Consider the following 25721-nt stretch of genomic DNA (forward strand, 5'->3'; position numbering starts at 1 on the left):
ATAGTGCCATCCGTACGCAGTGCTCGTTCAGCTAAGTTTGCCTATGTGAATTTCAGTTTAGTGACCTGCTGCGGGGGCGCCTGGCATACCCGATTTCACGAACGGCGGGCGGGTGAACCAGATGATGATAATCAGCGCCATAAAACCCCAGCCGAGCACCCAGAAATAGTCGATTGTCGACATCATGTAGGCCTGCTGGGTAACCACCTGGTCAATCATCGCAAGATGCTGCTGCGTCGGGCCACCCATCTTATTTACGTAATCTTTGCGGTGTCAGGGTGACCTGATTTCCGTTGACGTAAGCATCGTCGGTGCTCTCGTAATAGCGGGCGTAAAGCAGATACCAGGCCAGACAGCCTCCTGCCGCGAGGATCAGGATCAGTAATAAAATGGCGAAGTTTCTTGTACGCTTGCCTGGGCGCTTGTCAGAGGGAGGCGCGTTATTTTCCATAGACATAACCGGTGACCTTAATTAGCGATGGGGGGCCGTGAATTCATCGGGCAGCATTTTGATAAGAATATCTGCGAGCTGCCGGGATTCTTCGGGCGTCAGACGCGCCGTTAAGTCCGCGAGGATGGTATTCAGTGCTTCATTCTGAAACGTATTGCACAGCGTCTGACCTTTTGCCGTAAGGGCCAGGATCACCTGGCGCTTGTCGTGCGGATTCGGGCGGCGCTCGATCAGGTCGTTCTTCACCATACGTGCAACCATACGGCTCATTGCCCCGGTATCCATCTGCAGGCTCTTGCAGATTTCTGCCGGGCTGGTGTTACCTTTAAATATATTAATCAATACCTTAAATTGCGGTGCGGTAATGCCGCTGTCGGCAAAGTAATGGCCGATAAGCAGGTCCTTAAACTGGTTTGCCAGATGGAACAGCAAACCCAGATGCAGGTTTTTATGGGAAGAGTCGATTGGGGTATTCATGATAGCTGCCTGGTCAGTAATTAACATGATAATTACTGCCTGGTCACCAATTGTCAAATTAGGTCAACAGAAAGCACACATATTGACAAATGGAGGAGGGCGATAAGCGTATTACGATCACTCGAACCCGTGATGCCCGCAGACATCAATTTGGATGCGCTCTGTGGTACAGGCCCGACGCAGGCGAGATTGATGTACGCGCGGCCGTAATTTGCCAGGGTTCCCTAAACCAGTCGGTGTCATCAGCTGGCGTACTGTCGGACCAAAATCAGCGTAATGTTCGCGGATAGTACGCAGTACACGTTCTCAGTTGCCGGTTGCCAGGCTGGCTACGACGACGGTTAACAAGTGAAAGCGGCCCATGTTCACGATAGCGCTCCAACAACCGTCGGCAGTGTCTGTCAGATATCTCAAGCGGATAATATTGAGTACGTACCGGGCAAGACCATCAGGTCGTTGGTTATTGCTGGGTTTTCAACGACGACGGCTAGCCATACCCAGCGGGCCAGATTCACGGCAACGCGACAGAAGGCATCGGCACAGGCTGTCAGATATGCTCAGGCGCTGTGTGGCCATCAAGTGTAGTCAGACGCCGAACGATAACGTCCTAATAACTTTGAGTCGGTTAACTTTATCCAAAGCAAAAAACTCCGCCGCATGAGCAGTCATCAGAATCTATCGATGCTGAATCTACGAGTAACTTATCCAGGAGAAAACCTTACAACTTAGCCACCATAATATGAGTGCGCATAATGTATATTATGTTAAATATGATATCAGGGCGCGTAATCCCCCCATAGCGCCAACTCTTCCCCATGAAATCCATAAACACCATCTTGTCATTCAGCGGCTGCTGACACGTTTGGATATGGCCCCTTCCATCACGTGCCGCTCTCACTCAGGGGACTCTGATGCCGACCGTGAACGACGTATACGAAAACCTCCCGGCGGACCAGCTATGGCGTTTTGGCATAAACTCCTCCAGCACGCATGTGGCGCTCTCGACCGTCGTTGGGTTCTTTAGCCGAACGCACGCCGGTGACACGAGGACCGCACCAGGTCTTCCGGCGCCGTTAACATCATGTCTCGTTTCTGGTTCCGTATCTGCCAAACAATGCCGACTCACTCAATGCTAACCCGACAAACCGCACGCCGCGCTTTCTCCGCCCTAAAATGTCCAGATGACAGCTGCTGTCAGTGCCGCCTCGTTACGTCGTAACACGATCGGGCTCTCATTTGCATGCTCCCCAAGCCAGGTATAGTCAGCGCTCAGGAGCGTGCCCCAGTGGGCATCAAACTGGTGACTCCAGGTCAGACTGTTGTCTATGCCATAAAATCCCCCCGGTGCTGAATAGCGGCTATAACCTGAGCGCTGGCTCTGCTGCGGATCCACCCCATACCAGGTATTCAGGTAACGGTTGTCGCCAAACAGGGCCGCCGTCTGAAAGGCGACCGTGTCATGGTCAGTTTGTACAGGGAGCAACGTCAAGGATGCCTGGTAGCTTACCCCCTGGCTGTCCGTTAAAGGCAGCGTCGCTTTACCTTCAACACTGAGCCACGAAAGCGCCTGCCAGCCGACGGCAAGGGCCGTGTTCAGGGAGGCGTCAATGTCTCCCATCCCTTTCAGATTATTTGCCCCTGCCCGCCAGCTGGCGTTTTTATCCGCCCTACCCAGATCGTATCCCAGCGTATGTTCGAAGTACCAGCCGCTGGCGTTCTGCAGGTCATATCCCACCCCTTTCTGCGTATCAATAAAAAATGCGCCGTTACGCCCCTGAAGTACAGGAACCACCTGCCATACCTGCTTGTCTGAACCTGAATATCGCGGAGTGTAGTGGCCTCCCAGCCCAATGGTGAAGGTGCCGGAGGAAGTGTCATCATTTGCTTGTACGCAGGATGTCATGGCCGTCAAAAGCGGTACGGTCATATACAGGGCTTTTTTTATCGCTATCATACTGTTCTCCTCACAGACGCCGGCTTCTCCTGAGGCAGGAGCTGCCACAAAATGTTGGCGCAGTATGATTTGGCAAAATCAATGAATCGTCGGGATAGTGTTAAGAAACGGTCAAGGTGAACGGATGTTGTCCAGAAGAGTGCTGATTATTGAAGATGACGCCGATGCGGCTGGCGTGCTCGAAGCCTATTTACGCCGTGAAAATTACGATGTCGTCATTACCGGAGACGGTCTTTCCGGGCTGGATATGGCGCACCGGTGGAAACCCGATCTGATCCTGCTGGATGTGATGCTTCCGGGGCTTAACGGCACCGAAGTCCTGGCTGGCCTGCGCCGTAAAAATGATGTTCCGGTGATCATGGTGACCGCCATGGGAGATACTCCCGATCGTATTGGCGCCTTGCGCTATGGCGCTGATGATTATGTTGTTAAGCCTTACCATCCGGGAGAAGTTGTGGCTCGGGTGCAGGCGGTACTGCGCCGCAGCAATCAAACAGAAACAAAGGAAGAGATCCTTCGCTGGCAATCGCTTGAAGTGAATGTTACGGCCATCGTGGCGAGCATTGTCGACGGGGACACCACACCGCGCACGTTGGATCTGACCCCAACCGAATTTTCACTACTGACCACGCTTATGCGCTCTCCTTCACGTCCTTTTTCCCGCCAGCATTTACTGGAGAACTGTTTGCCGGAAAGTGAAGCCCTGGAGCGCGTGGTGGATACCCATATTTATAACCTGCGTAAAAAACTCGAGGCGGCGGGTATTTCCGGCGTGCTGGTTAACGTTCGCGGCGTAGGCTACAGGTTCAGACAACCATGACAAAAACCCGCTACTCCTCCCTGTGGCGCTGGATTTGCGCACGTATATTAGCGCTGGCCATCGGAAGCGTAATTGTCATTGCGACCTGTATGTGGCTACGTTATGCGGTGCAGAATTACTGGAACATAGGCAGAATGCCGGCATCGGTCCGACAAGAGTTTCTTGCGCTCAGCCAGAACCCGCAGGCGAACCCGGCGCGCTTCCATCAAATCGTCGATACCTGGTGGGGGTTGAGTTATTCAACCCCATCCATCGCCTCGGCGGACTGGGTCACCGTGGCGTTACTGGTCCTGGTCATGATCCCTTTTATTGTGGTGATGGGATTGAGATACGCCAGGCCACTGGCGCTGCAGTTCAGCCGACTGCGTGATGCGGCAAAGGACGTCGCCGAAGGGCAATTTGGCCGCCAGGCTGAGCTCATCAGGAATGCGCCGGCTGAAATGGTCAGCTTTGCCAGTGACTTTAATGCCATGACGGGGAAACTGGCCCGCTATGAAAAAGAGTTACGTACCTCTCATGTGGCCATGGCGCATGAGCTTCGCTCCCCCCTGACTGCCGCTATCGGACGTTTGCAGGGCATGCTGGATGGTGTGTTTGATGCCAGCCCGGAACAACTGGCAATGGTAATGAAACAGCTTCAGCACCTGAATCGCCTGACCGATGAACTTCATCTGCTCTCGCTGTCTGATGCCGGGAATTTGGTGCTGGAAAACGAACCCTTTCGTCTGGATGAGCTGCTTAAAGAACGGGCGACATGGATCATGCCCCAGGCTGATGCACATCGTTTTACAATCAGGCTTCATCATTCTCAGGCGTGTCCCTTCAAAGGCGATACGTTCCGTATGGGCCAGGTTTTCACCATTCTTATGGAAAATGCCCTCCGTTACGGGCGTGATGGCGGTTATCTTGATGTCACGCTGCACTACGCCAGCGGGCAATATTGCCTCGAATTTCGCGATGACGGTCCGGGGGTATCCTCCCAGTTCCTGCCGGAAATGTTCAACCGTTTTAGCCGGGAGGAGCAGTCGCGTGCCCGCCACTCCGGCGGCAGCGGTCTCGGTTTGTCGATTGCTCGCGCGATTTGTCAGGCCCATGGTGGCAGTATCAGCGCGTCGTTACCTGAAACCGGCGGACTCGCAGTCACCCTTTTGTTACCCTGGACGTCGTCTGAGATGGAAAATAGCCGCTCTTGATAATACCTTGACGAAACGTCGAATCTTTCTCGACTAAGCGCGCATTTAATAACGCCATCACCTTTATGGAGCGGCGTTATGTCAGATGCATTTTTACTCTCCCTCCGCCACAGTCTGCACCATTTGTACGACGTGGCGCGCACCCTTTCCTGGCTGCACTTTCTCCCCCTGACCATTCTTTCGGTAGTGATTTTTCTGCTGCCCGGATGCGGGGACAACCAGGGTAATACGACTGATCCTGTGCGAACGGTGCGCTACGTTGTTGTTGGCTCAGCGCAAACCCTTCCCGCGCTGGAAAGAACCGGAGAGATCCATGCGCACGATGAAACGATTCTGAGCTTTCGTACCGGCGGCCGGATAGTGACGCGTAGCGTCGATATTGGCGATCGGGTCAATGCAGGGCAACTGCTGGCCACGCTTGAAAATACAACCAGTCAGAATCAGCTCGATGGCGCACAGGCTGATTATGAAGGAGCCAAAGCCTCTGCTCAGGTTGCTGCACTTAACGTCAACCGAATGCAAAAGCTTATGCCAACAGGCGCGATTGCCCGCACGCAGCTCGATACCGCCCGCGCAGACTGGCTTGTCGCCCGCGCGCGTTTAAAAAACAGCGAGTCCGCGTTGCGTAATGCCCGGGAAAGCCTTGGCTGGACGCGTCTGATTGCGCCGCGAAGCGGCGTGATCACCGAAGTAAGCGCCTCTGCGGGTCAGGTGGTCAATGGTGGTCAGTCGGTGTTGACGCTGGCGACCGGTGAAGCCCGCGATGTGGTGTTTGATATCGCTAAACCCGAGGCGATCCCGCCACAGGAACAGGCTGGCTTGCGAGTTTCCCTCCTCAGCGACCCGTCGGTGCAAGCGTCCGCCGCGGTAAGAGATATTAGCCCGCAGGCCGATCCTCAGACCCGCACATGGCGCGTCAGGGCTACCCTGCAAAACCCACCGCTGGCAATGGCGCTGGGCGCCAGCGTCACCGTCACGTTACCCGCAACGGGTCCGCATGGATACGCCCTTCCCGCTTCAGCGCTGAGCCGTGTCGACGACAAACCGGCGGTTTATGTGATTAACCCACAGTCGCAAGCGCAGCTTCGCGTGGTGGTGCCAGCATACTATACCGCCACCTCGGTCATTATCTCCGGCGGCCTTGAACCAGGCGACCGGGTGATTACCGCCGGCGTGAGTAAATTACGCTCCGGCGAGCCGGTGATTGCCGGGGAGTGCGAATCATGAAACCCGTATTGCATGAGAAATTTAACCTGTCCTCCTGGGCGCTAAATCATCAGCAGATGGTCAGTTTCTTCATGCTGCTGATCATTGCTATGGGCGCGTTCTGTTATGAGAACCTGCCACGTAACGAAGATCCGGCGTTTACGATTAAAACGGCCGTTGTTTCTGCGCAATGGCCCGGGGCATCCGTAACGGATACCACCCGACTGCTGACCGATACGCTGGAAAAAAAGCTGCAGGAAACCCCCTGGCTTGATTATCTCGAAAGTGAGACCCGCGCCGGGAGCTCCGTTATTCATGTCAATCTTCGTGACGATACCCCGCCGCAAAAGGTGCCGGATATCTGGTATCAGGTACGTAAGAAAATGCAGGATATTGCCCCCTCTTTGCCAGAAGGCGTTCAGGGCCCCGCCGTCGACGACGAGTTTGATGACACGTACGGTACGATCTATGGCTTTATACCTGAGGGCTATACCCTGCGGGAGGTCCGGGACCGTGTTGAGACAATCCGCCGGGAACTCATGTCGTTACCGGATATCGGAAAAACCAGCCTGCTGGGTGAGCAGCAGGAACAGATAGTTCTCTCTTTTTCTCCAGCGCGTCTGGCAGGTATGGGGTTGAACATCCAGCAGGTAGCGGATGCCCTCAGAGCACAAAATGCGGTTGTCCCGGCAGGTATGATCCGCACCGGACAGGAAAATATGGCGATAAAGGTCAGCGGGGAACTGACTTCTGAAGCGAGCTTACGTGCCGTCACGCTGCATATTAACGATCGTTACCTTCCTCTGACGGATATTGCCACCGTTAGTCGGGAAAACGCCGAGCCTCCCCAGCCGGTTTACCGGGTCAACGGCAAACCCGCCATCGGGCTGGCTATCTCGATGGCGCCGACCGGTAATATGCTGCGTTTCGGCGCCGCGCTGAATGCAAAAATGCAGGCCATCAGCGTCACGCTGCCGCACGGTATTGAGATGGTCAAGGTTGCCGATCAATCAGCGGTGGTCAGCGACGCCGTAAGCGGGTTTATCCGGGTGCTTATCGAAGCCGTGGCGATCGTCCTGGCCGTTTCGTTTGTCTCTCTGGGTTTACGAGCCGGACTGGTAGTGGCTGCGGCCATCCCACTGGTTCTGGCCATGACCTTTACGGGAATGATGCTGGCAGGAATAGGTCTGCAGCGTATTTCTCTCGGCGCATTGATTATCGCGCTGGGTCTGCTGGTCGATGACGCCATGATCACCGTGGAAACCATGGTCTCTGGTCTGGAAGCCGGGGATTCCCGCCGGCAGGCGGCGACCCGGGCTTTTAAAACGACCGCATTTCCGATGCTGACGGGCACCCTTGTGATGATTGCCGGGTTTATTCCCGTGGGATTTGCTGCGTCCAGCGCCGGTGAATATTGCTTTTCCCTGTTTGCCGTGGTGCTCATCGCCCTGCTGTGCTCATGGGTTGTCGCGATCCTGTTTTCACCGTTAACCGGGACGTGGCTGTTATCTGACAACATCAGACAGAAGGTGAAAGGTCCTGGACGGATGGCTCGCGGATACCAGTGGCTACTGCGCAAGGCGTTGCGTCACCGCTTCGCCACCGTGTGTATTGCTCTCATTGCGCTTGGTCTGTCCGTTTACGGAACAACCTTTATGCAGGGGGAGTTTTTCCCCGCCTCCGACAGGCCAGAATTGCTGGTAAGCCTGACGCTACCGGCAAATGCCTCGCAGTCGGAAACGCAAAATACGGCTGAAAAGCTGGAGAAGGCCCTGGCAGGCAACCGCAACGTTGAGCGCTTTTCGACATACGTTGGGTCGGGAGCGATCCGTTTTTACCTGCCTATGGATGTGCTTCTGGCAAATGAAAATATCGCCCAGATAGTGGTGGTGGCTAAAGATCTTAAAGCGCGGGATCGTCTTCATCGACAGTTAAACAGGATACTGGCTACGGGCTTTAGCGACATCATCACGCGCGTATCACCCCTGGAACTTGGGCCCCCCGTCGGCTGGCCAGTGAAATACCGGGTGAGTGGGCCAGATTATCTGAAGGTCAGGTCGATCGCGAACCGCCTGAGCGATGTCATTGGCCGGTCCCCCTCCTCTCGCGAGGTTAATCAGACGGCAGGCGAACCGGAGAGAGTCATTACCCTCAAGGTCAATCAGACCGCAGCCCGGGCTGCGGGCGTGTCGTCAGAAAGTCTGGCCCGGATGCTCAATACCGTCTGGTCCGGCAGTATAGTCACGTCGGTTCGCGATAATGACCGCCTTGTCGATGTGGTGCTCCGGGCCAGGGACAATGAGCGTCTTAACCTTGCCACCTTCTCTTCGCTGACTATTCAGGGGAATGACGGTAAACAAATCCCCCTCAGCGCCTTTGCCACGCCAGTCTGGGGCGTGGATGATCCGGTTATCTGGCGTCGACAGCGTTTGCCTTTCATTACCGTGCAAACTGACCTCGCCCCGGGACTTCGCGCCGAAGCAGTATCCGCGGCGTTGCGACCTGCGGTAGACAGGTTGCGCGCGGAACTGCCTGAAGGCTACAGCATTGAAGAAGGGGGCGCGGTTGCTGAGTCTGAAAAAGGTAATAGTTCGGTCTATGCGATTCTGCCGGTGACACTGGTCATCATGCTCTTGCTGTTGATGCTCCAGTTGCGCAACTATTCCCGTATGGCGTTGGCTATACTGATGGCCCCGTTTGGTTTACCGGGTATCGTGCTGGCTATGTTGCCTGGCGGAACAGCAATGGGATTTGTCGCTCTGCTTGGCGTGATTGCGCTCGCTGGCATGATCATTCGTAACGCCGTCATACTGATTAGCGAGGTTGACAGCAATCTTGCTCAGGGAATGGCAAGCGATGCCGCCATTATTGCGGCCGCAGAGCATCGTGCGCGCCCCATCTGCCTGACTGCCTGTGCCGCCATTCTTGGAATGATCCCCATCTCTCATCAGGTATTCTGGGGACCGATGGCCTATGCGATTATCGGGGGACTACTGGTTGCCACCCTGGTTACACTGACCGTTTTACCGGCATCGTTTAGCCTGTTGTTACACCTGAGAATGACGTCCTCAGGCGAGACTCGTGAAAAATGAGTAGCGTGCCGTCGTATCCTCGCCTCAGGGGTCTGCCAGGTTATTCGCTGCAAGACAAAGAACTTGCTCCATCGTGTCATCCACCTGCTGGCGCAACGCGTGGATAACAGGAGACCTAATTTTACTGCTTCTTCGGCAGCAGAGAACGAGGAGAAATGCCGAAGGCTTTGCGGAAGGCATGGCTGAAATGAGAGAAATCAGAGAAGCCGAAATCCAGCGCCGCCTGGGACACGCTACTGACTCGTCCGCGTTCGATAGCCTCTCGGCTCGCCTGCAGCCTCTCCTGCCAAATCACTGCCATCGGCGTTTTTTTATGGCGGGCGAAAGCACGCGTGACGGTGCGAACGGAAACGTGGTGCGCCCGTGCCAGGCTTTCGATGTTCAAATCGGGATCGACAAGTTGCCGCCGGATGTAGTTCATCATCCGGGAATACAGATCGCGCTCAACACCAACGTTGTTCAGGTCCTGTAGCTCCAGGCTCAGTACCAGTAGATCCAGCAACGTCTGGGAGAAGCGGCCGGAGATATCTGCTGTGTTCAGACAGGCGGGCATCGCTGCCGCCTGACGCAGCATTTCGCGCAATGGGATCACGCCCGGGCGGCGGTCGTCGAGCACCATCGCGGTGAGGTGTTCGACCCCCGGTAAATGACAGCTCAGCAAATGGCGGGGGATCCGCACCAAATGATTATCGCGCCCGCCAAGACTGAAGCGGAATGTCTGGGCGGCATCGTAGAGCACCAGACTGTCCGCTGCCAGCGTCGCCTTGCGTCCCCCCTGTTCAAGCTGACCGTATCCATCCTGCATATACCCCAACCACAGATCGTCGTCGGGGCCCTGGCGCAAATAACGGGCCGTGCGATCCCAACTGTGTAGCGGCGCGGACAGTGAACACATATCCACCAGACCCACTCCACGTACCGTCAGCCGTGCATCAAAGTCGACCCCAGCCAGAGGGGCGCTGGCGGCTGGAATACAGTGGCGTAACACTACGTCGTTCCAGTACTCGAAGCGGCGCGACTCGGTAACGCCAACGGTTGAATAGTGGAGACTGCCCGCAGACTGCATGCTATTCATCATCATTCACCTCGCGCCGGGAATTCCGCCAAAACGACAGAAACGTTTCCGCAGACAGCAACTATCATGCCAACGAGCTAATACACCCTCTTTCAGTTACGCCGATCGGCGCTAAGTTACCGGGAACTATCACTGAAAATCCGCGCCCCCCCTTTTCTGCTGGCATATAGGGCGTCGAATAGCGGAACGACAAAACGTGGAACCGCACCCTAAACGTGCGGCGTCTGCACTATGGCGGACCATCACACGACGAGGGGCAGGCCCGCAACCGAATGTCCCTTCCAGCCAAACGACTGTCCTGCTGAAGCAAGTACGCCGCAAATTTCTCCCTAGTATCAGTAAGCGTAAGGTCTTCCGGCCACACCGTGCTCCGGACATAACACGACATCAGACAAGAGGGGGAACGTCATGACTTTCAGTAACGCTACGTTTCGCACCAGCCTGGCCGCCTGCACACTGTGGCTGGCAACCGGCCCGGCCCATGCGGTCGATCTCAATTCGCAGGACCTCATTCCCGCCCCCGCCGGCACCGATGCCGTTCTGGGATATTTCACCTACGCGACGAGAGATAGCTTCACCCCCACCGGGGGCGGTGAACTTAAGCAAGAGACCGGGCTCGACTCCTTCGTCAGCATCTTTCGTTACGTTCACTACATGGACGTCGGTGGCTTTACGGTTGCGCCGCAAGTGCTGCTGCCTTACGGACGCCTTTACAATGGCTCACTAAACGGCGTTCGACTTGATTCAGCCAGCGGCCTGGGCGATCCCATCCTTGCCGCGCCGGTCTGGCTGGTCAACAACCCCAGCACAACCTTTGCCATTGTGCCTTACCTGTACCTCCCCGCGGGCTCCTACGACGCCGGACGCACGCTAAACGTCGGTGAAAATCGCTGGAAGTTCGACCTTCAGCTCGGCGGCGTGCAGCAGCTGGGTAACGGTTTCGCCACCCAACTTTCCACGGACGTGATGTGGTATGGCGTCAACGACGACGCCTCGGGCATCGGCACCGGTCGACTCAAGCAGGACAACACCTATCAGTTTCAGGGCTGGGTGACCTGGACGCCGCCCGCCGATAAGAGCTGGACCCTGGCCGCCGGTTATTCCCAATACTGGGGCGGCAAACAGCAGCTTGACGGTATCGAGAACGGACAGGCGACGCGCGTCGATCAGGTCCGGCTGGAATTATCGAAATTCGTCACCCCCACGGTGCAGGTACAGGGTCTGCTCCAGCGCGACCTCAACGTCGATGGCGGTTTTAAGGAAGATCTACATACCACCCTGCGCGTGATGAAACTGTTCTGATGCGAATCGGCACAGAGACATCCCCAGACTCACTACTCACCCGCAACGGAGAAATCCATCATGACCGATCAGCAGCAAAAACCCACACTTTATGAACGTCTCGGTGGTTATGACGCCGTTTACGCTTTCGCAGGAGAGGTGTTGAAGACCTGTATGAAGCATCCCGATATCGGCCATATCTGGGCGCACGTATCCGAATCGTCGTTCCAGAAAGAGCATATCAACTTTGTCGATTTTCTGTGCAAGCACTGGGGCGGCAACACGGTCTACCGGGGACGAGATATGGTGACCGCGCACCGCGGAATGGGGCTGACCGAAGTGCACTGGAAAGCCGTATTCGAGGCTATTGATGAATGCTACGAGAACTTCAACGTTCCGCAGGATATCCGTGAAGAGGTTACCGCATTCCTGACCCAGTTCAAACCCGCCGTCATCGGCAGCCCTTCATACCGGGATGTGGTACTCGCGCACCCTGACATGGACGTCACCAAAGGGATGAAAAGCGTCGGCATTCACTGGCCGAAAACAGATAAACCGTCTTAACCGAGGAAGGACATCCGCGCAACAGGCGGGTGTCCGTCTCAGCCAAATGACTGACCTGCACAACCATGTAGTGATGACATTTCGGGCTTATGTTGAAGGCAGGTTGCATTGGCAAACACCATATAAAGGGAACTCCATGGCTATTGAACGTCCTACCATTGAACAGCTGCAAGCGCTCGCCAGTCGGCTAAACATACGATTGACGCCTGCACAAGCCGAAGAATATCTGGCGCTGATGCAGGCCAATTTCGACGCCTATGATCTCATCGACGCCCTGCCCGACGAGATCCCCGCGGTGCACTACCCACGCGCCGCCGGCTATCGTCCTGAAGGCGACGAAAATCCGCTTAATGCCTGGTATTACAAGACCGAGGTGACAGGTGCAGCAACCGGTAAACTGGCCGGCCGCACCGTGGTGCTCAAGGACAACATCGCGCTGGCTGGCGTACCAATGATGAACGGCGCCTCGACGCTGGAAGGCTTCGTCCCCCTCTACGACGCCACCGTTGCCACCCGACTGCTGGATGCCGGCGCGACTATTCTCGGCAAAGCCACCTGCGAGCACTTCTGCTTGTCGGGAGGCAGCCATACCTCCGATCCGGCGCCAGTGCATAACCCGTTGCGCCGCGGCTACTCGGCCGGTGGCTCATCTTCTGGCAGCGCCGCTTTGGTCGCTTCCGGGGAAGTCGATTTGGCCATGGGGGGCGATCAAGGGGGCTCGGCGCGTATTCCCGCCGCATGGTGTGGCCTCTATGGCCTGAAACCGACCCACGGTCTGGTGCCTTATACCGGCATCATGCCGATCGAAGCCACTTTCGACCATACCGGGCCGATGACCCGCAGCGTAAAAGACAATGCCTTAGTCCTTGAGGTCATTGCCGGCGCGGACGGATTGGACCCACGTCAGTATGCTCCCAAAGTGGAAGCCTATACCGAGGCGCTCGGTAAGGGAGTCCGTGGCTTAAAGATCGGCATTATGGCCGAAGGTTTTCAGTTGCCGAACCTGGATGCGCGAGTCGCGGAGAAAGTTCGCGCTGCCGTCGCCCGTCTGCAGGAATTGGGCGCGACGGTCGGCGAGATTTCGGTACCGGAGCATAGCCTGGCGGGGGCGCTCTGGTCCCCTATCGGCTGCGAGGGGCTGACCGCGCAGATGATGCATGGCAACGGCATGGGCTTTAACTGGAAAGGACAATATGACGTAGCGCTGCTGGACAAGCACGCCCAGTGGCGTGACAACGCCGATGCGCTTTCCCCATCGCTGAAGATATGCATGTTCGTCGGCCAGTACGGGCTGGAACGCTACCATGGCCGCTACTATGCCAAGGCGCAGAATATCGCGCGTCGCGCGCGTGCGGGCTATGACCGGGCGCTGGCGGACTTCGACCTGCTGGTGATGCCCACTGTACCGCTTGTCGCTCAGCCATTACCGGAACCTGACTGCTCCATTACCGAATACATCTCCCGCGCATTTGAAATGATCGGCAATACCGCGCCGCAGGATATTACCGGCCATCCGGCAATGACTCTCCCTTGTGGGCTGGTCGACGGCTTACCGGTAGGAATGATGTTGGTAGGACGCCACTTCGCCGAAAGCACCCTTTATCAGGCCGCCGCCGCATTTGAAGCTTCCGGCGACTGGCGGATGTTTTAACCCTTAACTATCGGGAACCATAAAATGAGCCATCAACACGACCACGACCATACTGAACCGCCGGCGGACATCGAGCTACGCGTCCGGGCGCTGGAATCCCTGCTACAGGAGAAAGGACTGATTGACCCGGCGGCACTGGATGAACTGATTGACACTTATGAGCACAAGGTCGGCCCCCGTAACGGCGCGCAGGTGGTCGCTAAAGCGTGGAGTGATCCGGAGTATAAACGTCGGCTGCTGGCGGACGCCACAGCCGCCATCGCCGAGCTGGGTTTCTCCGGCGTGCAGGGTGAAGACATGCAGGTAGTGGAGAACACGCCGGACGTGCACAACGTGACCGTCTGTACATTATGTTCCTGCTACCCCTGGCCGGTGCTGGGTCTGCCACCGGTGTGGTACAAATCGGCCCCCTATCGTTCGCGTATCGTTATCGACCCGCGCGGCGTTCTGGCCGAATTCGGGGTAAACATTCCAGAAAGTAAAGAGGTGCGCGTCTGGGACAGCAGCGCGGAACTGCGCTATCTGGTCCTGCCAGAACGTCCGGCGGGTACCGACGGCTGGAGCGAAGCGCAGCTGATCGAACTGGTCACCCGCGATTCCATGATCGGCACCGGCCTGGTCGCCGCGCCATAATAAGAGGAGAAAACCATGAACGGGATACATGATCTGGGCGGTATGCACGGCCTCGGGCCGATCCTCAACGAGGAAAATGAGCCGTATTTCCATCATGAATGGGAGCGCCGGGTATTTCCGCTGTTCGCCTCGCTGTTCGTCGGCGGACATTTCAATGTGGATGAATTCCGCCACGCCATTGAACGCATGGATCCAGCCCACTACCTGGAGGCGAGCTACTACGAGCACTGGTTGCACGCATTTGAAACGCTGCTGCTGGAAAAAGGGGTGATCACCGCCGATGAACTCTGGGGTGACTCGACCCCTGCCCCCTGCGCGCCGGGCACGCCGGTGCTGACGCAGGACATCGTGGCGATGGTTGTCAGTACCGGCGCCTCCGCGCGCGTCAGTCACGATATTGCTCCCCGCTTTAAGGCCGGAGACCGGGTTCGGGCAAAAAACATCAACCCAACCACCCACACCCGCCTGCCGCGTTACGTGCGCGGGAAAATCGGCCGTATTGAGACCGATCATGGCGTGTTCATCACGCCGGACACCGCGGCGCACGGTCTGGGCGAACATCCTCAGCACGTCTACAGCGTCAGCTTCACCGCGCTGGAACTGTGGGGCACGCCGCGCCCGGACAACGTGTACATCGATCTGTGGGACGACTATCTGGAGGAAGCATGAGCATTGCGACACAGCATGATTACGCCGCCGTCGGGTTACCCCGCGACGAGGAGGGGCCGGTTTTTGATAAGCCCTGGCAGGCGAAAGCATTCTCCCTGATCGTCCATCTGCACCGGGCGGGGCTGTTCCCGTGGGCAGAATGGGTACGGACGTTCAGCGAAGCGATCAAGGCGGCTCCGGCGCAGCCCGGCGAAAGCGTGAACGATGCCTACTATCGCCAGTGGGCGACAGCAATGGAGAACATGATCACCGCCCTCCACCTGACCGCACCGGATGACATTGCCCGACGGACCCAGGAATGGCGACTGGCGTATATCAACACGCCGCATGGTCAGCCGATCGTCCTGGCCAATGCCAGCTGTCCGCCGGCGCATAACCACCACTCGCTTCCACTCGGCGTTCCGGTCACGGTGAGCCCGGCACAATCTTCCATCAGCCAAATTAACAACGGAGTCACATCATGAGCGATATCACCCTTACCACCAACACCCCGGCCACTCCGATACCGGTCGCGGCGCTGTTGCCCTGGGCACTGTTTACCACCCTGCTGGCACTGTTAGCGATCTATTTCGTCGGTGCGGAACAAGGTGCGACGTCGATGTTTTCCGGCACCCAGGTGCATGAATTCTTCCACGACGCACGACATCTGCTGGGTTTTCCCTGCCACTAAGGAGGCGGACATGATTGGGAAACTATTATTCAAGGGGATGATAGCAGGCATTCTGGCTGGACTGGTGGCATTTGCTTTTGCACACCATTTCGGCGAGCCGCAGGTCGATCGCGCTATCGGGATTGAAGAAAGTCTGGCCACTCATTCACACCAACACAGCGCGTCGGCTGACGGCGGTGAAGAAGAGGTGTTTAGCCGTCAAACCCAGTCCGGGATCGGGCTAATGGCCGGCATGGTGCTGTTCGGCGCAGCGCTGGGCGGCGGTCTGGCGCTGAGTTGGGCCTTTAGCTATCAGCGCTTCGGACCATCGAACCCGCGTCTGTTAGCGTTAGGCCTGGCGCTGGTCGGCTTTCTGGTCATGAGCCTGATGCCTGGTCTGAAATACCCACCCAATCCGCCCGCGGTTGGTAACCCGGAGACCATCGGCTATCGTACCGAACTGTACTTCGTCATGATGTTGCTTTCCATCGGCATCGTCATTGCGGCCGCGTGGTTATCACATCAGCTAATACCGCGCCTCGGTAGAGGAAATGCGATGATGTGGGCAACGCTGTTCGCGGTGGCGCTGATGCTCGTGGTTTGTGCCCTGATGCCGACAGTGAACGAAGTGCCCGAACACTTCCCGGCGGACCTGCTATGGCGTTTCCGTATCAGCTCCTTCGGCACGCACCTGGTGCTCTGGAGCGTTATCGGTGTGGCGTTCGGTGCCTTAGCCGAACGCACGCCGGCGACAGGTGTGCAGCGCCCAGCCTTCCGCCGCGGTTAACATCATGAGAGCGTCGCTAACGTTGATTTGTCAGGGAGAAACGGCAGCGTCCCGAGGTTCACATTTCCCCTGTGATGACCCTCTGGAGGCGCGGGAATGGCAGCGGGCGCGTCAGTTACAAAGCCGTGTCGCCCGTTGTCACCGCGTCTGGATCTCCCCGGAGACCGCCGCCCGACAAACTGCCGCAGCGCTCTCTTTACAGGGTACCCCGGTGATGGAGCTGGCGGAACCCGACTACGGCATCTGGGCCGGTCGGCCAGTACGTGAGGTGATGACGCAAGACGCCGACGCTTTCCTGGCCTGGCTGGAGGGCGATCCGCCGCCGGGCGGAGAGTCACGTGCTCAGTTGCTGGCGCGCTGTGGCCGTTGGCTGGCAAAACACGTCGATATTCCAGGCCGACACGGTGTAATTGCGTCGGCCTCCACTATCCGTGCCATGCTCCTCAACGTTCTCGGCGCCCCACTTCACTCATTTGCACGTATCGACGTTCACCCGCTCAGCATCACCGAGTTGCGCAGTGACGGACGGCGCTGGAATTTTTGTTTATTAAGAGATGACATAAAGGGCGAATGTTCGACGCTGTCCCGCTGAAGCCGTCAGCCAGTAAGCGCCTTTGGCCATTGATGGATCCCTCCACTGGTCTTGCATCGCTAAACCCAATGCCATAGAACCGCTCAGCGCGCTTCACGCCCCGTCCTGCGTAAAAAAGTAAATCTCCCTGACCATGTTTATTTATACTCAGAAAACATGTCATTAAGAAAGGAAGCTACGCGTTGAAATGGGTAACCTGGTTAAAACGTATCGTGTTGTCCCTGCTGCTGTTGATCGTTGGCGCTCTGGGACTACGCCTTTATGACATTCAGCGCGGACCCGAGCTGCAGCTCTGGCATACCTGGGTTCCGCATGAGATGGACGCGGATGAAATCGACAATGCTGACTGGAACGATTACATCAACAAAGAGAATGCGCTCTTCAGTGAGGTAAAACGCCAGGTTACCGATAAGCTGGACGCTGAGCAGCAAACCGAACTGAATCGTTACTATAGTCACAGCCCCATCTATCCGGACTCGTTTCCAACCAACTGGAATCGGTCATATATCATGATGCCGGATGGCAAACCGAAAGGCGCAGTGGTGTTGCTGCATGGTCTGACAGATACCCCCTACAGCCTGCGGCATATTGCTGAAAATTACCGGCAACAGGGTTATGTCGCCATCGGTATCAGATTACCGGGCCATGGGACGGTTCCCGCCGGGCTGACCGATGTGGACTGGCAGGACTGGCTTGCCGCCACGCGCCTTGCGGTGAGAGAAGCGAAACGACTGACGGGTAATGATGTGCCCCTGCATATCGTCGGATTTTCCAACGGCGGCGCGCTGGCAATGAAATATTCGCTGGACGCGCTGGATAATGCCGAACTGGCAAAACCCCAGCGGGTGATCCTGATTTCTCCGATGATCGGTATTACCAGCTTCGCGCGTTTTTCCGGCCTCGCTGGCTGGCCCGCGTTTCTTCCCGCCTTCTCGAAAGCCGCATGGTTAAACATCATGCCCGAGTTTAATCCGTTCAAATATAACTCCTTCCCGACGAACGCCGCCCGGCAGTCCTTCCTGCTGACCAAAGCGCTGCAAAAGCAGATAGTGACTGACTCGAGAAATCACAGACTTAACAGCTTACCGCCGGTATTGACCTTTCAGTCCGTTGTGGATTCAACGGTCAGTACGCGGGCGATCGTGACGGCGCTGTATAACCGTTTGCCGGAAAATGGCAGTGAAATTGTCCTCTTCGATTTGAATCATGCCGTCAGGTTTAATTCATTATTACGCCGGACGTCTTACACCGCGCTGGCGCGGTTGCTGCCCGCGCCGCCACGCGCTTATCAGACCACGATCATCACTAACGCGAATTCAGCCAGTACCGATATGGAAATCCGCACAACACCTGCCGGGAAAACAGACACCACAGTGGTAAAGCTGCAGGGAATGCGCTACCTGCCGGACGTATACTCCCTTTCTCATGTCGCGCTCCCCTTCCCGTTAAGCGATTCGCTGTACGGGCGCTATCCCCATCCGCTGAATCAATATGGGATCAGCCTCGGCACGTTTGCTGCTCGCGGCGAGCGTTCGGTGCTGGTTGTGGGTCTGGACTCGCTGATGCGTCAGTCTTCCAATCCGTTCTTTCCCTATATGATCAAGCGCATTGACGAAGGGATCGACACTCGCCCGGCTCTCTCCGGGAAATAACTCTTCTCTGGATAAGTGGCCACCACGGCCACTTTTTCCTGAGGATGCGGTACTACGCTTTCGCCGACGTCGACAGCCACTGATATACCGCTGACAAATCCTCTCCGGCATATCCCGCGTCCGCCGCCTGCTGCCACAGTTCGGCAATGTTATCCAGCCCCGGCATGGTGTGCGGCTCGGCCAGGGATAGCGCCAGCCGGGCATCTTTCAGCGCATGCGCCAGTTGCATCTGCGGCGCGAATTGCTCGCTGGCGATGGCATCCAGTTTGACTTTGACATACGGTGCGGCCAGCGGGCCGCCTTCCAGAGCGCTCCAGAGCTGGTCGGGGGTAAAGCCCAGCGTCTTCGCCAGCCGGGCGCTTTCCGCGATGCCCTGCATCATCGAAATCAGCCAGGCATTGAGGACCAGCTTCATTTTCTGGCTGTTGCCGGCCTCGCCAAACCACTGCGTCCCGCGGGAGATAGCCGCAAACACCTGTTCGGCAGCGGCACACTTTTCACGATCTCCGCTGGCGAGCACCAGGATCTGCGCCTTCTCCGCCGGGGCTTTGGTCCCTGAAACCGGGGCATCGACGAAGGTCATCGCCGGCTGAAGCGCCCGCAGCAAGGCGATAGCCTCCTGCGTCTCCGGCAGGCCAATGGTGCCCATCTGACAATAGATCGCCTGCGGCTGACAGGCAGGCGCTATTTGCGCCAGTACCTCGAGGGTAGCCTGACCGTCGGCGAGCATACTGATGATCACCTCGGCATCAGCGACCGCCTGCTGCGGCGTGGTATGCAGGGATAATCCCTGCGCCTGTAAATCTTCGCCGCGTGCTGGCGAACGGTTCCAGCCTGCGACGGTAAAGCCCTTCTTCAGCAGATTGCTGGCAAAAGCATGTCCCATGGCGCCGAGTCCCAGCACCGCGACCTTTGGTAATGTACTCATCTTGTCTGTCCTGATTCGCGTGTTAATAAATGTCGGACGTCTACTATCGCATCTCTGACACGGATGTCAGTAGCAATAACCGCCATAAAAAGTGACACTGTCACTCATGGTCTCACGGCTGTCGGAGCCACGCCAGCAAACGGCGCATCGCTGGCGTCAGCCGGGCATCATCCTGATAACACAGACACAGGCGGCGCTGTGCCCAGCGATCCTGCAGCGCGATGACGGCAAACCGGTAGCGCTGCTGGTAGCGTTCGGCAATGACGCGGGGCAGGATTGCCCCGCCGGCGCCGTGCGCCACCATCTCGCAAAGCCCTTCAAAATGGCTCATCCGGACCCGGACGTTTAGCGCCTGGCCGAGCCCGGCGGCATGTTGTTCAATATGCTGCTGCAGTGCGCTGGTCTGGTAGAGGGCGACCAGCGGCTCGTTGATGACCGCCGCAAACGCCACTTCATTCGCGCCGGCCAGAGGGTGAGTCGGCGGCACAATCAGCACCAGGGGATCATCGGCGACAGGATCCAGATGCAGCGGCCCTGGGTCGACCGCATCGGACACCACTCCAGCCTGCGCCACACCCGCCAGAATGCTGCTGACGATATCCGCGCTGGTGCGCTCTTCGGTGTCGATCTGCACCGCCGGATGCGCTGCCATCCAGGCGGCGAGCTTGCCCGGCAGAAAAGCCGACATCGCCGAGGTGTTGGCGAACAGCCGCAGCGTCCCCTGCTGACCGCGGGCGAAGGCGCTCATCGCCTGGCGCAGACGCTGCTGCTGCTCAAGAAGCGGGCGTGCATGGCGCGCCAGTACCTCCCCGGCCTCAGTCAGCGTCACGCCGCGAGCATGACGCTGCAACAGGGGAACACCGACCTCTGCCTCCAGCTTGCGCACTCTTTCGCTGGCGGAGGCCAGGGCGAGATGGGCCATGGCGGCCCCACCGGTAATACTGCCGCTATCCACGATGGCGATAAACAGTCGCAGATCGGCCAGATCCATCCGCATCACACCCTCCCCACCCTTCGGTTTTCCCGTAGTCTTAGGGCAACATACCGCATTGTGGCTTTAGCGACCAGTGGTTTCAATGTCCCTTTCTACCCTGAAAAGTGAGCCATGATGTTCGATCTCCACATCTTTTATTTACTGCTGATCTTTATCGCCGCCGGACTGGTCAAAGGGGTGACCGGCATGGGATTACCCACCGTGGCGATGGGCCTGCTTGGTCTGCTGATGCCGCCGCAGGCCGCAGCGGCGCTGCTGGTACTTCCCTCGCTGTTAACCAATCTCTGGCAGTTGCTGGCTGGCCCCGCGCTGGCGCAGATTGTGCGCCGCCTCTGGCTTATGATGACCGGGATTATTATGGGAACGCTGGCGGGGTCGTCACTGCTGATCAGCCTCAATCCTCGGTGCTCAGCGCTGGCGCTTGGCACCGTGTTGATAGCCTATGCCGGGTATGCGCTCTGTGGCCCGGCGTTGCAGGTTTCCGCCCGCGTGGAGAAGTGGCTGTCGCCGCTCATGGGCGGTCTGACCGGCGTTATCACCGGGGCGACCGGGGTATTTGTTATTCCGGCCGTTCCCTGGCTGCAGACGCTGGGCTTTCGTCGAGACGAACTGGTGCAGGCTCTGGGGTTGTCGTTCACCCTCTCCACCCTGGCGATGGCGGCCGGCCTCTCCCTGCACGATGGCTGGCATGCTGATTCGCTGCTGCTGTCGGGGCTGGCGCTGTTGCCCGCGCTACTCGGCATGTGGCTGGGACAGTGGATCCGCTCGCGTCTCAGCCCGCGACGCTTTCGTCAGGGCTTTCTGCTGTTCCTGCTGGCGCTGGGAATGGAGCTGATCGCCCGGGGATGGCTGATCTGAATCCGCTAGCGGCGAGTAATGTGCTTCACGTTGTACTTACTGGTGTTCTGGTAGATCTCTGAGAAATCGACGATCGCCCGGTTTTGCGCATAACTCACCGACTGCACCCGCAGCAGGAGGCTGTTTGGCGCCACCTGCAGCAGCTCGGCCTGCTCGCGGGTCGCCAGCACCGGCGTATAGCTGCGGTGGCTCTCGATGATGGTGATATGACACTCTTTTTTGAAATAGTTGAATTTAGACTGCTCGAGGTTACCCACGCTGAGCCAGGGAAAGGTGGCGAATGGAATATAGCTGTTTTCCACGAGGATCGGGACCTCATCAATTAGCCGCAGCCGCCTGACGTAGTAAACTTTTTCCCCCGGCTGGATCTTTAACTGCTGGGCGATGGCCGGAGGAGCATCAAGCAGCGTGAATTCAATGACTTTGTTACGGTAGTTGGTGACGCCTACCACCTGCATCTGGTAGTTAAAGCCCTCCAGTTCTCCCCCGTGATAGTTACTTTTACGCACAATGCAGGTTCCGCTGCCGTGCCGCCGCGCGATCAGCTTTTCCTCCTCCAGTAGCGCCAGCGCTTTGCGCAGCGTCATCACCGAGACCAGCAGCTCCGCAGCGAGCGCTTTTTCGCTGGGCAGCATATCGCCCACGGCATAGTCGTCGCTGTTGATGCGGGCCTTCAGTTCAGTGGCAATCTTTTTATAAATCACTTTTAGATGTCTCGCTAAGGTGGCGCTCGTCAAACAGATAAGCGGATAACTTAATGTAAATAAAAGATTATTTTTACATTGCAGCGAAAACTTCAACACTAACTCATCTATAAATCTCGCCATATTTATATATCTGTCCAGCAACAATATGTATGACTTTCATCACAGATGGCCCTTTTCCTGCTCGGGATCCCGGTGGTCTGCTCCTAGTCTGATAAGCCTATTCATCAGGTCTGCGAAGACGAGAGGACAACCATGATTGGCGTGAAAAAGCTTCAGGACTTTTCCAAAGCAATGATCGGGCCGGTGCTATATCTGCCGGCTATCGGCCTGTTGATCGCCCTGTTCAGCATGACCACCAACCGGCTGTGGGTGGATGAAAGCAGCGCGCTCTACCTGTTGGGGAAATTCGTCTCCAGCATGCTCTGGGCGCTGATGAACCATCTCGGGTTTCTGTTCTGCCTTGGGCTGGCCAGCGGCCTGGCGAAAACCCGCAAAGCCGAAGCGGCCTTCGTGGCGGCGATGACCTGGCTGGTGTATCTGGCGGCGAACAATAGCTGGCTGACCCTGACCCATCGCCTGGCGTCCGGTGCCACCAACGCGCAACTGTACGGCAGTGGACAAACCTTTATCTTTGGCTTTCAGGTCATTGATATGGGCGTGTTCCTTGGGATTATCCTTGGCTGCGCCGTCGCCTTTGTCCACAACCGCGTGGTCGGCATTGAGTTTCGCGGCGCGCTGTCGATCTACGGCAACAGTAAGCTGGTGCTGATCGTGATGCTACCGCTGGTTGGCCTGTTTGCTATCGCCACCGTCTATCTCTGGCCGGTGGTTGAGCTGGGCATTTCGGCGCTGACCGGCTTTATGAAATCCTTTGGCGCCATCGGGGTCTTCCTGTACGGTTTTCTCAACCGGTTCCTGATCCCGACCGGGTTGCATCATCTTATCTGGTCGCCGTTTGTCTTTACCTCGATCGGCGGACAGCTGCTGATTGATGGTCAAACGGTTATTGGCGCCAAGCCTATTTTCCTTGCCGAAATCGCCCGTCATCCCATCGGGGCGCTGAGTGATTCCGCCCGGTTTTTAACCTACGGGATGGTGAAGATCTTCGGCACCGCCGGCATGGCGCTCGCCTTCTACCGTACGGCGAAACCGGAGAATAAGCAGCGGCTTAAAGTCACGCTGATCCCCTTAATTGTGACCTCCGTTCTGGTGGGGATCACCGAACCTTTTGAGTTTCTCTTTATCTTCACCGCCCCGCTGCTGTGGCTTATCTACTCCCTGCTGGACGGTTTTTTCCAGATGCTGGCCTGGCTGCTTCACGTGCGGGTCTGCGCCACCAACGGTCTTATCGATTTTGTCGTCTATAACCTCCCTGCCGGCGCCAGCGTGACGCGCTGGCCGGTATTTGTCGCCCTCGGCCTGCTGGAGACCGCCACCATGTACCTGGTCGGCACCTTCTGTATTACCCGTCTGCGGATGCTCACCCCTGGCCGTGAAGCGGCTGCCGATGCGGAGCCTTCCGAGCAGACGGGCCAGGCAAGCGAGATTGCCGATAAAGGTACGCTGGTGATTGCGGGACTGGGCGGAAAAGAGAATGTCTGCGTAGTGGAAAACTGTTTTACCCGTCTGCGGGTCGATGTGCGCGACCCCGCCCTCATCCAGCAGTCGCTGTTGAAAGAGAGCGGCGGGAGCAGCGTGCTGATTAAAGGCAACCATGTCCAGGTGATCTATGGCCTGGGGGTTAACAAAATTCGAACGGCGGTCAACGCCAGTCTGGGTGTTACTGAATAACGAGGTGGTAAATGAAAGATAACTTTGTGGTCACGATTGCCGGCGGCGGCAGTACTTATACCCCTGGGATTGTGATGATGTTGCTGGAAAATATGTCGCGCTTTCCCCTGCGGGAGATCCGTCTGTACGACAACCATCGCCAGCGTCAGAAAACGATCGGCGACGCCTGCGCTATTCTGGTGGCAGAACGCTTCCCGCAGGTGAAGTTCAGCTATACCACCGATCCGCAGGCGGCCTTCACTGACGTCGATTTTGTGATGGCGCATATTCGCGTCGGTCTGTATGAAATGCGGGAAAAGGATGAAAAGATCCCGTTAAAATATGGCGTGCCGGGACAGGAGACCTGCGGTCCGGGTGGGATTGCCTACGGCATGCGCTCCATTGCCGGGGTGCTGGAGCTGGTCGATTATATGCAGCAATACGCTCCGAACGCCTGGATGCTCAACTATTCCAATCCGGCGGCCATCGTCGCGGAAGCCACCCGTCGCCTGCGACCCGACGCGCGCATCATCAACATCTGCGATATGCCGGTGGCTATCGAGGGGCTGTTTGCCGACATCCTCGGCCTGCCGTCGCGCAAGTCGCTGAACGTCCGCTACTATGGCCTGAACCATTTCGGCTGGTGGACCCGTATCACCGATAAAGCCGGTAACGATCTGATGCCGGCGCTGAAGCGTCACGTGGCGGAACAGGGATACAGCAGTCCAAAAGAAGATTTTCAGCATAAAGCGCCAAGCTGGATCGAAACCTTTAAAAAGGTGAAGGATGTGTTTGCCCTCGATCCGTCGACGCTGCCTAACACCTATCTGAAATACTACCTCTATCCTGACTATGAGGTGGCGCACGCCGATCCAGACTTTACGCGGGCGAACGAGGTGATGGCCGGACGTGAAAAAGAGGTCTTCGATATGGCCCGGGAGATTACCCGTCGGGGCACGGCGGAAGGCGCGCATTTTCATGCCGGGGCCCATGCCACCTTTATCGTCGACCTCGCCTGCGCCATCGCTTTTAACACCCAGGAGCGGATGCTGTTGATCGTTGAGAACAACGGGGCGATCGCCAACTTTGATGAGACGGCGATGGTGGAAGTCCCCTGCCTGGTGGGCGTCAATGGCCCGGAGCCGCTGGCGATGGGGAAAATCCCGTCGTTCCAGAAAGGGTTGATGGAGCAGCAGGTGGCGGTCGAAAAGCTGGTGGTTGACGCCTGGGTTGAGGGTAGTTACCAGAAACTGTGGCAGGCCATCACGCTATCGAAAACGGTGCCCAGCGCCGCGGTGGCGAAAGCCATCCTCGATGAACTGATCGTCGCCAACGAAGGCTACTGGCCCGCACTGCACTGATCTTTTCGTGATGGGTAAAATGCAGAGGATCCCCCTTCTCTGCATTTTTACCCAGCGTTCCCGCCGGCCAGACATTCATCCTATAACCTTCCCCACGGGCTTTCTTCCCCTCCAGACCGTTGCCAGAAGGCCGCCATCCTCGTTTACCCTGATCACAGTAATGAAATATAAATTCTATTCCAGGATATTATGGCGTAAAAATGTGATCTGCGTTGTATTCTTTGATTTACATTAACCTACTGAAAACAACATCATTATTACCGGTCTGTAAATTTAACCTGGTTTTCATGGGGATATGCTCCCTCCATCCTTTGTGATTGGCTTCATGCATTTACCATTCTGCAACACCAATTTGAA

General features: G+C 57.1%; 23 protein-coding genes and 3 pseudogenes. 17 read left to right on the top strand and 9 right to left on the bottom strand.

The genetic code is table 11. From position 1 onward, the window contains the following. Nucleotides 1–57 precede the first annotated feature (57 nt). The 5 genes and pseudogenes from DTA24_RS14635 to DTA24_RS14655 all read right to left on the bottom strand — a co-directional run. Nucleotides 58–264: pseudogene (locus DTA24_RS14635) on the bottom strand (MFS transporter); the annotation flags it as partial. Nucleotide 265: 1 nt separating this feature from the next. Further along, nucleotides 266–457: pseudogene (locus DTA24_RS14640) on the bottom strand (EmrA/EmrK family multidrug efflux transporter periplasmic adaptor subunit); the annotation flags it as partial. A 15-nt stretch (nucleotides 458–472) separates the two neighbouring features. After that, on the bottom strand, nucleotides 473–928 hold the full coding sequence (locus DTA24_RS14645) for a MarR family winged helix-turn-helix transcriptional regulator (protein ID WP_012541719.1): 456 nt from the start codon (nucleotides 926–928) through the stop codon (nucleotides 473–475). Nucleotides 929–1333: 405 nt separating this feature from the next. Continuing rightward, nucleotides 1334–1597, bottom strand: a pseudogene (locus DTA24_RS29100) (ISNCY family transposase); the annotation flags it as partial. A 499-nt stretch (nucleotides 1598–2096) separates the two neighbouring features. Beyond that, nucleotides 2097–2882 (bottom strand): MipA/OmpV family protein, encoded by a 786-nt coding sequence (locus tag DTA24_RS14655; RefSeq protein ID WP_012968225.1) that lies wholly within the window; start codon nucleotides 2880–2882, stop codon nucleotides 2097–2099. A gap of 124 nt (nucleotides 2883–3006) precedes the next feature. Here DTA24_RS14655 and DTA24_RS14660 point away from each other — a divergent pair, with 124 nt between their 5' ends. From DTA24_RS14660 to DTA24_RS14675, 4 genes are all read left to right on the top strand, one after another. Next, entirely contained in the window at nucleotides 3007–3702 is a 696-nt protein-coding gene (locus DTA24_RS14660; RefSeq protein ID WP_022064721.1) for a response regulator, read from the top strand. Further along, entirely contained in the window at nucleotides 3699–4895 is a 1197-nt protein-coding gene (locus DTA24_RS14665) for a sensor histidine kinase (protein WP_072045535.1), read from the top strand. Before DTA24_RS14660 ends, DTA24_RS14665 begins: the two co-directional genes overlap by 4 nt. Nucleotides 4896–4973: 78 nt before the next feature. Then, the gene (locus tag DTA24_RS14670) at nucleotides 4974–6122 is read left to right on the top strand and encodes an efflux RND transporter periplasmic adaptor subunit (RefSeq protein ID WP_072045536.1); all 1149 of its coding nucleotides are present in this window, start codon (nucleotides 4974–4976) and stop codon (nucleotides 6120–6122) included. Then, nucleotides 6119–9193 (top strand): efflux RND transporter permease subunit, encoded by a 3075-nt coding sequence (locus tag DTA24_RS14675; protein WP_043875286.1) that lies wholly within the window; start codon nucleotides 6119–6121, stop codon nucleotides 9191–9193. Before DTA24_RS14670 ends, DTA24_RS14675 begins: the two co-directional genes overlap by 4 nt. 121 nt (nucleotides 9194–9314) lie before the next feature. Here the strand turns inward: DTA24_RS14675 and DTA24_RS14680 are convergent, their stop codons facing one another. Next, complete coding sequence (locus DTA24_RS14680; RefSeq protein ID WP_032730996.1) at nucleotides 9315–10268, bottom strand: helix-turn-helix domain-containing protein; 954 nt, start codon at nucleotides 10266–10268, stop codon at nucleotides 9315–9317. Between the two features lie 408 nt (nucleotides 10269–10676). Here DTA24_RS14680 and DTA24_RS14685 point away from each other — a divergent pair, with 408 nt between their 5' ends. From DTA24_RS14685 to DTA24_RS14730, 10 genes are all read left to right on the top strand, one after another. After that, nucleotides 10677–11570 carry a transporter gene (locus tag DTA24_RS14685; RefSeq protein ID WP_012541726.1) on the top strand — a complete coding sequence of 298 codons (894 nt, stop codon included), beginning with the start codon at nucleotides 10677–10679 and terminating at the stop codon, nucleotides 11568–11570. Between the two features lie 60 nt (nucleotides 11571–11630). Then, entirely contained in the window at nucleotides 11631–12113 is a 483-nt protein-coding gene (locus DTA24_RS14690; protein ID WP_008804888.1) for a group I truncated hemoglobin, read from the top strand. Nucleotides 12114–12249: 136 nt separating this feature from the next. Further along, complete coding sequence (locus DTA24_RS14695) at nucleotides 12250–13764, top strand: amidase (protein WP_012541727.1); 1515 nt, start codon at nucleotides 12250–12252, stop codon at nucleotides 13762–13764. A 24-nt stretch (nucleotides 13765–13788) separates the two neighbouring features. Further along, nucleotides 13789–14397 carry a nitrile hydratase subunit alpha gene (nthA, locus tag DTA24_RS14700; RefSeq protein ID WP_008804890.1) on the top strand — a complete coding sequence of 203 codons (609 nt, stop codon included), beginning with the start codon at nucleotides 13789–13791 and terminating at the stop codon, nucleotides 14395–14397. Between the two features lie 15 nt (nucleotides 14398–14412). Beyond that, nucleotides 14413–15066, top strand: a complete 654-nt coding sequence (gene nthB, locus DTA24_RS14705; RefSeq protein WP_044649963.1) for a nitrile hydratase subunit beta — start codon at nucleotides 14413–14415, stop codon at nucleotides 15064–15066. Next, nucleotides 15063–15530, top strand: a complete 468-nt coding sequence (locus tag DTA24_RS14710; protein ID WP_008804892.1) for a nitrile hydratase accessory protein — start codon at nucleotides 15063–15065, stop codon at nucleotides 15528–15530. Before nthB ends, DTA24_RS14710 begins: the two co-directional genes overlap by 4 nt. Continuing rightward, the gene (locus tag DTA24_RS14715; RefSeq protein WP_008804893.1) at nucleotides 15527–15736 is read left to right on the top strand and encodes a CbtB domain-containing protein; all 210 of its coding nucleotides are present in this window, start codon (nucleotides 15527–15529) and stop codon (nucleotides 15734–15736) included. Before DTA24_RS14710 ends, DTA24_RS14715 begins: the two co-directional genes overlap by 4 nt. 10 nt (nucleotides 15737–15746) lie before the next feature. Then, nucleotides 15747–16502, top strand: coding sequence for a CbtA family protein (locus DTA24_RS14720; RefSeq protein WP_008804894.1), 756 nt, complete (start codon nucleotides 15747–15749; stop codon nucleotides 16500–16502). Between the two features lie 4 nt (nucleotides 16503–16506). Next, nucleotides 16507–17094 (top strand): histidine phosphatase family protein, encoded by a 588-nt coding sequence (locus DTA24_RS14725; RefSeq protein WP_012968231.1) that lies wholly within the window; start codon nucleotides 16507–16509, stop codon nucleotides 17092–17094. 182 nt (nucleotides 17095–17276) lie between these two features. Beyond that, nucleotides 17277–18746 (top strand): alpha/beta hydrolase, encoded by a 1470-nt coding sequence (locus tag DTA24_RS14730; protein WP_123836912.1) that lies wholly within the window; start codon nucleotides 17277–17279, stop codon nucleotides 18744–18746. Nucleotides 18747–18798: 52 nt separating this feature from the next. On the opposite strand, the gene DTA24_RS14735 is transcribed toward DTA24_RS14730, so the two are convergent. Continuing rightward, complete coding sequence (locus DTA24_RS14735) at nucleotides 18799–19674, bottom strand: NAD(P)-dependent oxidoreductase (protein ID WP_016161020.1); 876 nt, start codon at nucleotides 19672–19674, stop codon at nucleotides 18799–18801. Nucleotides 19675–19786: 112 nt separating this feature from the next. After that, the gene (locus tag DTA24_RS14740) at nucleotides 19787–20671 is read right to left on the bottom strand and encodes a LysR family transcriptional regulator (RefSeq protein ID WP_012968233.1); all 885 of its coding nucleotides are present in this window, start codon (nucleotides 20669–20671) and stop codon (nucleotides 19787–19789) included. A 111-nt stretch (nucleotides 20672–20782) separates the two neighbouring features. Between DTA24_RS14740 and DTA24_RS14745 the strand changes: the two genes are divergently transcribed. Next, complete coding sequence (locus DTA24_RS14745) at nucleotides 20783–21526, top strand: sulfite exporter TauE/SafE family protein (protein ID WP_023340133.1); 744 nt, start codon at nucleotides 20783–20785, stop codon at nucleotides 21524–21526. Nucleotides 21527–21531: 5 nt separating this feature from the next. On the opposite strand, the gene DTA24_RS14750 is transcribed toward DTA24_RS14745, so the two are convergent. Beyond that, complete coding sequence (locus DTA24_RS14750; protein WP_123836913.1) at nucleotides 21532–22230, bottom strand: GntR family transcriptional regulator; 699 nt, start codon at nucleotides 22228–22230, stop codon at nucleotides 21532–21534. Between the two features lie 255 nt (nucleotides 22231–22485). Here DTA24_RS14750 and DTA24_RS14755 point away from each other — a divergent pair, with 255 nt between their 5' ends. Together DTA24_RS14755 and DTA24_RS14760 are read left to right on the top strand one after the other, a co-directional pair. Continuing rightward, nucleotides 22486–24024 carry a PTS transporter subunit EIIC gene (locus DTA24_RS14755; protein ID WP_008804901.1) on the top strand — a complete coding sequence of 513 codons (1539 nt, stop codon included), beginning with the start codon at nucleotides 22486–22488 and terminating at the stop codon, nucleotides 24022–24024. A gap of 11 nt (nucleotides 24025–24035) precedes the next feature. Beyond that, entirely contained in the window at nucleotides 24036–25364 is a 1329-nt protein-coding gene (locus tag DTA24_RS14760) for a 6-phospho-alpha-glucosidase (RefSeq protein WP_072125992.1), read from the top strand. Nucleotides 25365–25721: the final 357 nt, after the last annotated feature.

Origin of the sequence: Klebsiella sp. P1CD1, from assembly GCF_003790505.1 — a bacterium.
In the GTDB taxonomy this organism is placed as follows: domain Bacteria; phylum Pseudomonadota; class Gammaproteobacteria; order Enterobacterales; family Enterobacteriaceae; genus Klebsiella; species Klebsiella variicola.

Coding starts and splice junctions, on each gene's coding strand:
- DTA24_RS14690 (WP_008804888.1), top strand. CDS start 11,631: ATGACCGATCAGCAGCAAAAACCCACACTTTATGAACGTCTCGGTGGT.
- DTA24_RS14720 (WP_008804894.1), top strand. CDS start 15,747: ATGATTGGGAAACTATTATTCAAGGGGATGATAGCAGGCATTCTGGCT.
- DTA24_RS14715 (WP_008804893.1), top strand. CDS start 15,527: ATGAGCGATATCACCCTTACCACCAACACCCCGGCCACTCCGATACCG.
- DTA24_RS14665 (WP_072045535.1), top strand. CDS start 3,699: ATGACAAAAACCCGCTACTCCTCCCTGTGGCGCTGGATTTGCGCACGT.
- DTA24_RS14660 (WP_022064721.1), top strand. CDS start 3,007: ATGTTGTCCAGAAGAGTGCTGATTATTGAAGATGACGCCGATGCGGCT.
- DTA24_RS14675 (WP_043875286.1), top strand. CDS start 6,119: ATGAAACCCGTATTGCATGAGAAATTTAACCTGTCCTCCTGGGCGCTA.
- DTA24_RS14695 (WP_012541727.1), top strand. CDS start 12,250: ATGGCTATTGAACGTCCTACCATTGAACAGCTGCAAGCGCTCGCCAGT.
- nthA (WP_008804890.1), top strand. CDS start 13,789: ATGAGCCATCAACACGACCACGACCATACTGAACCGCCGGCGGACATC.
- DTA24_RS14740 (WP_012968233.1), bottom strand. CDS start 20,671: ATGCGGATGGATCTGGCCGATCTGCGACTGTTTATCGCCATCGTGGAT.
- DTA24_RS14725 (WP_012968231.1), top strand. CDS start 16,507: ATGAGAGCGTCGCTAACGTTGATTTGTCAGGGAGAAACGGCAGCGTCC.
- DTA24_RS14680 (WP_032730996.1), bottom strand. CDS start 10,268: ATGAATAGCATGCAGTCTGCGGGCAGTCTCCACTATTCAACCGTTGGC.
- nthB (WP_044649963.1), top strand. CDS start 14,413: ATGAACGGGATACATGATCTGGGCGGTATGCACGGCCTCGGGCCGATC.
- DTA24_RS14755 (WP_008804901.1), top strand. CDS start 22,486: ATGATTGGCGTGAAAAAGCTTCAGGACTTTTCCAAAGCAATGATCGGG.
- DTA24_RS14655 (WP_012968225.1), bottom strand. CDS start 2,882: ATGATAGCGATAAAAAAAGCCCTGTATATGACCGTACCGCTTTTGACG.
- DTA24_RS14685 (WP_012541726.1), top strand. CDS start 10,677: ATGACTTTCAGTAACGCTACGTTTCGCACCAGCCTGGCCGCCTGCACA.
- DTA24_RS14710 (WP_008804892.1), top strand. CDS start 15,063: ATGAGCATTGCGACACAGCATGATTACGCCGCCGTCGGGTTACCCCGC.
- DTA24_RS14735 (WP_016161020.1), bottom strand. CDS start 19,674: ATGAGTACATTACCAAAGGTCGCGGTGCTGGGACTCGGCGCCATGGGA.
- DTA24_RS14760 (WP_072125992.1), top strand. CDS start 24,036: ATGAAAGATAACTTTGTGGTCACGATTGCCGGCGGCGGCAGTACTTAT.
- DTA24_RS14745 (WP_023340133.1), top strand. CDS start 20,783: ATGTTCGATCTCCACATCTTTTATTTACTGCTGATCTTTATCGCCGCC.
- DTA24_RS14670 (WP_072045536.1), top strand. CDS start 4,974: ATGTCAGATGCATTTTTACTCTCCCTCCGCCACAGTCTGCACCATTTG.
- DTA24_RS14645 (WP_012541719.1), bottom strand. CDS start 928: ATGAATACCCCAATCGACTCTTCCCATAAAAACCTGCATCTGGGTTTG.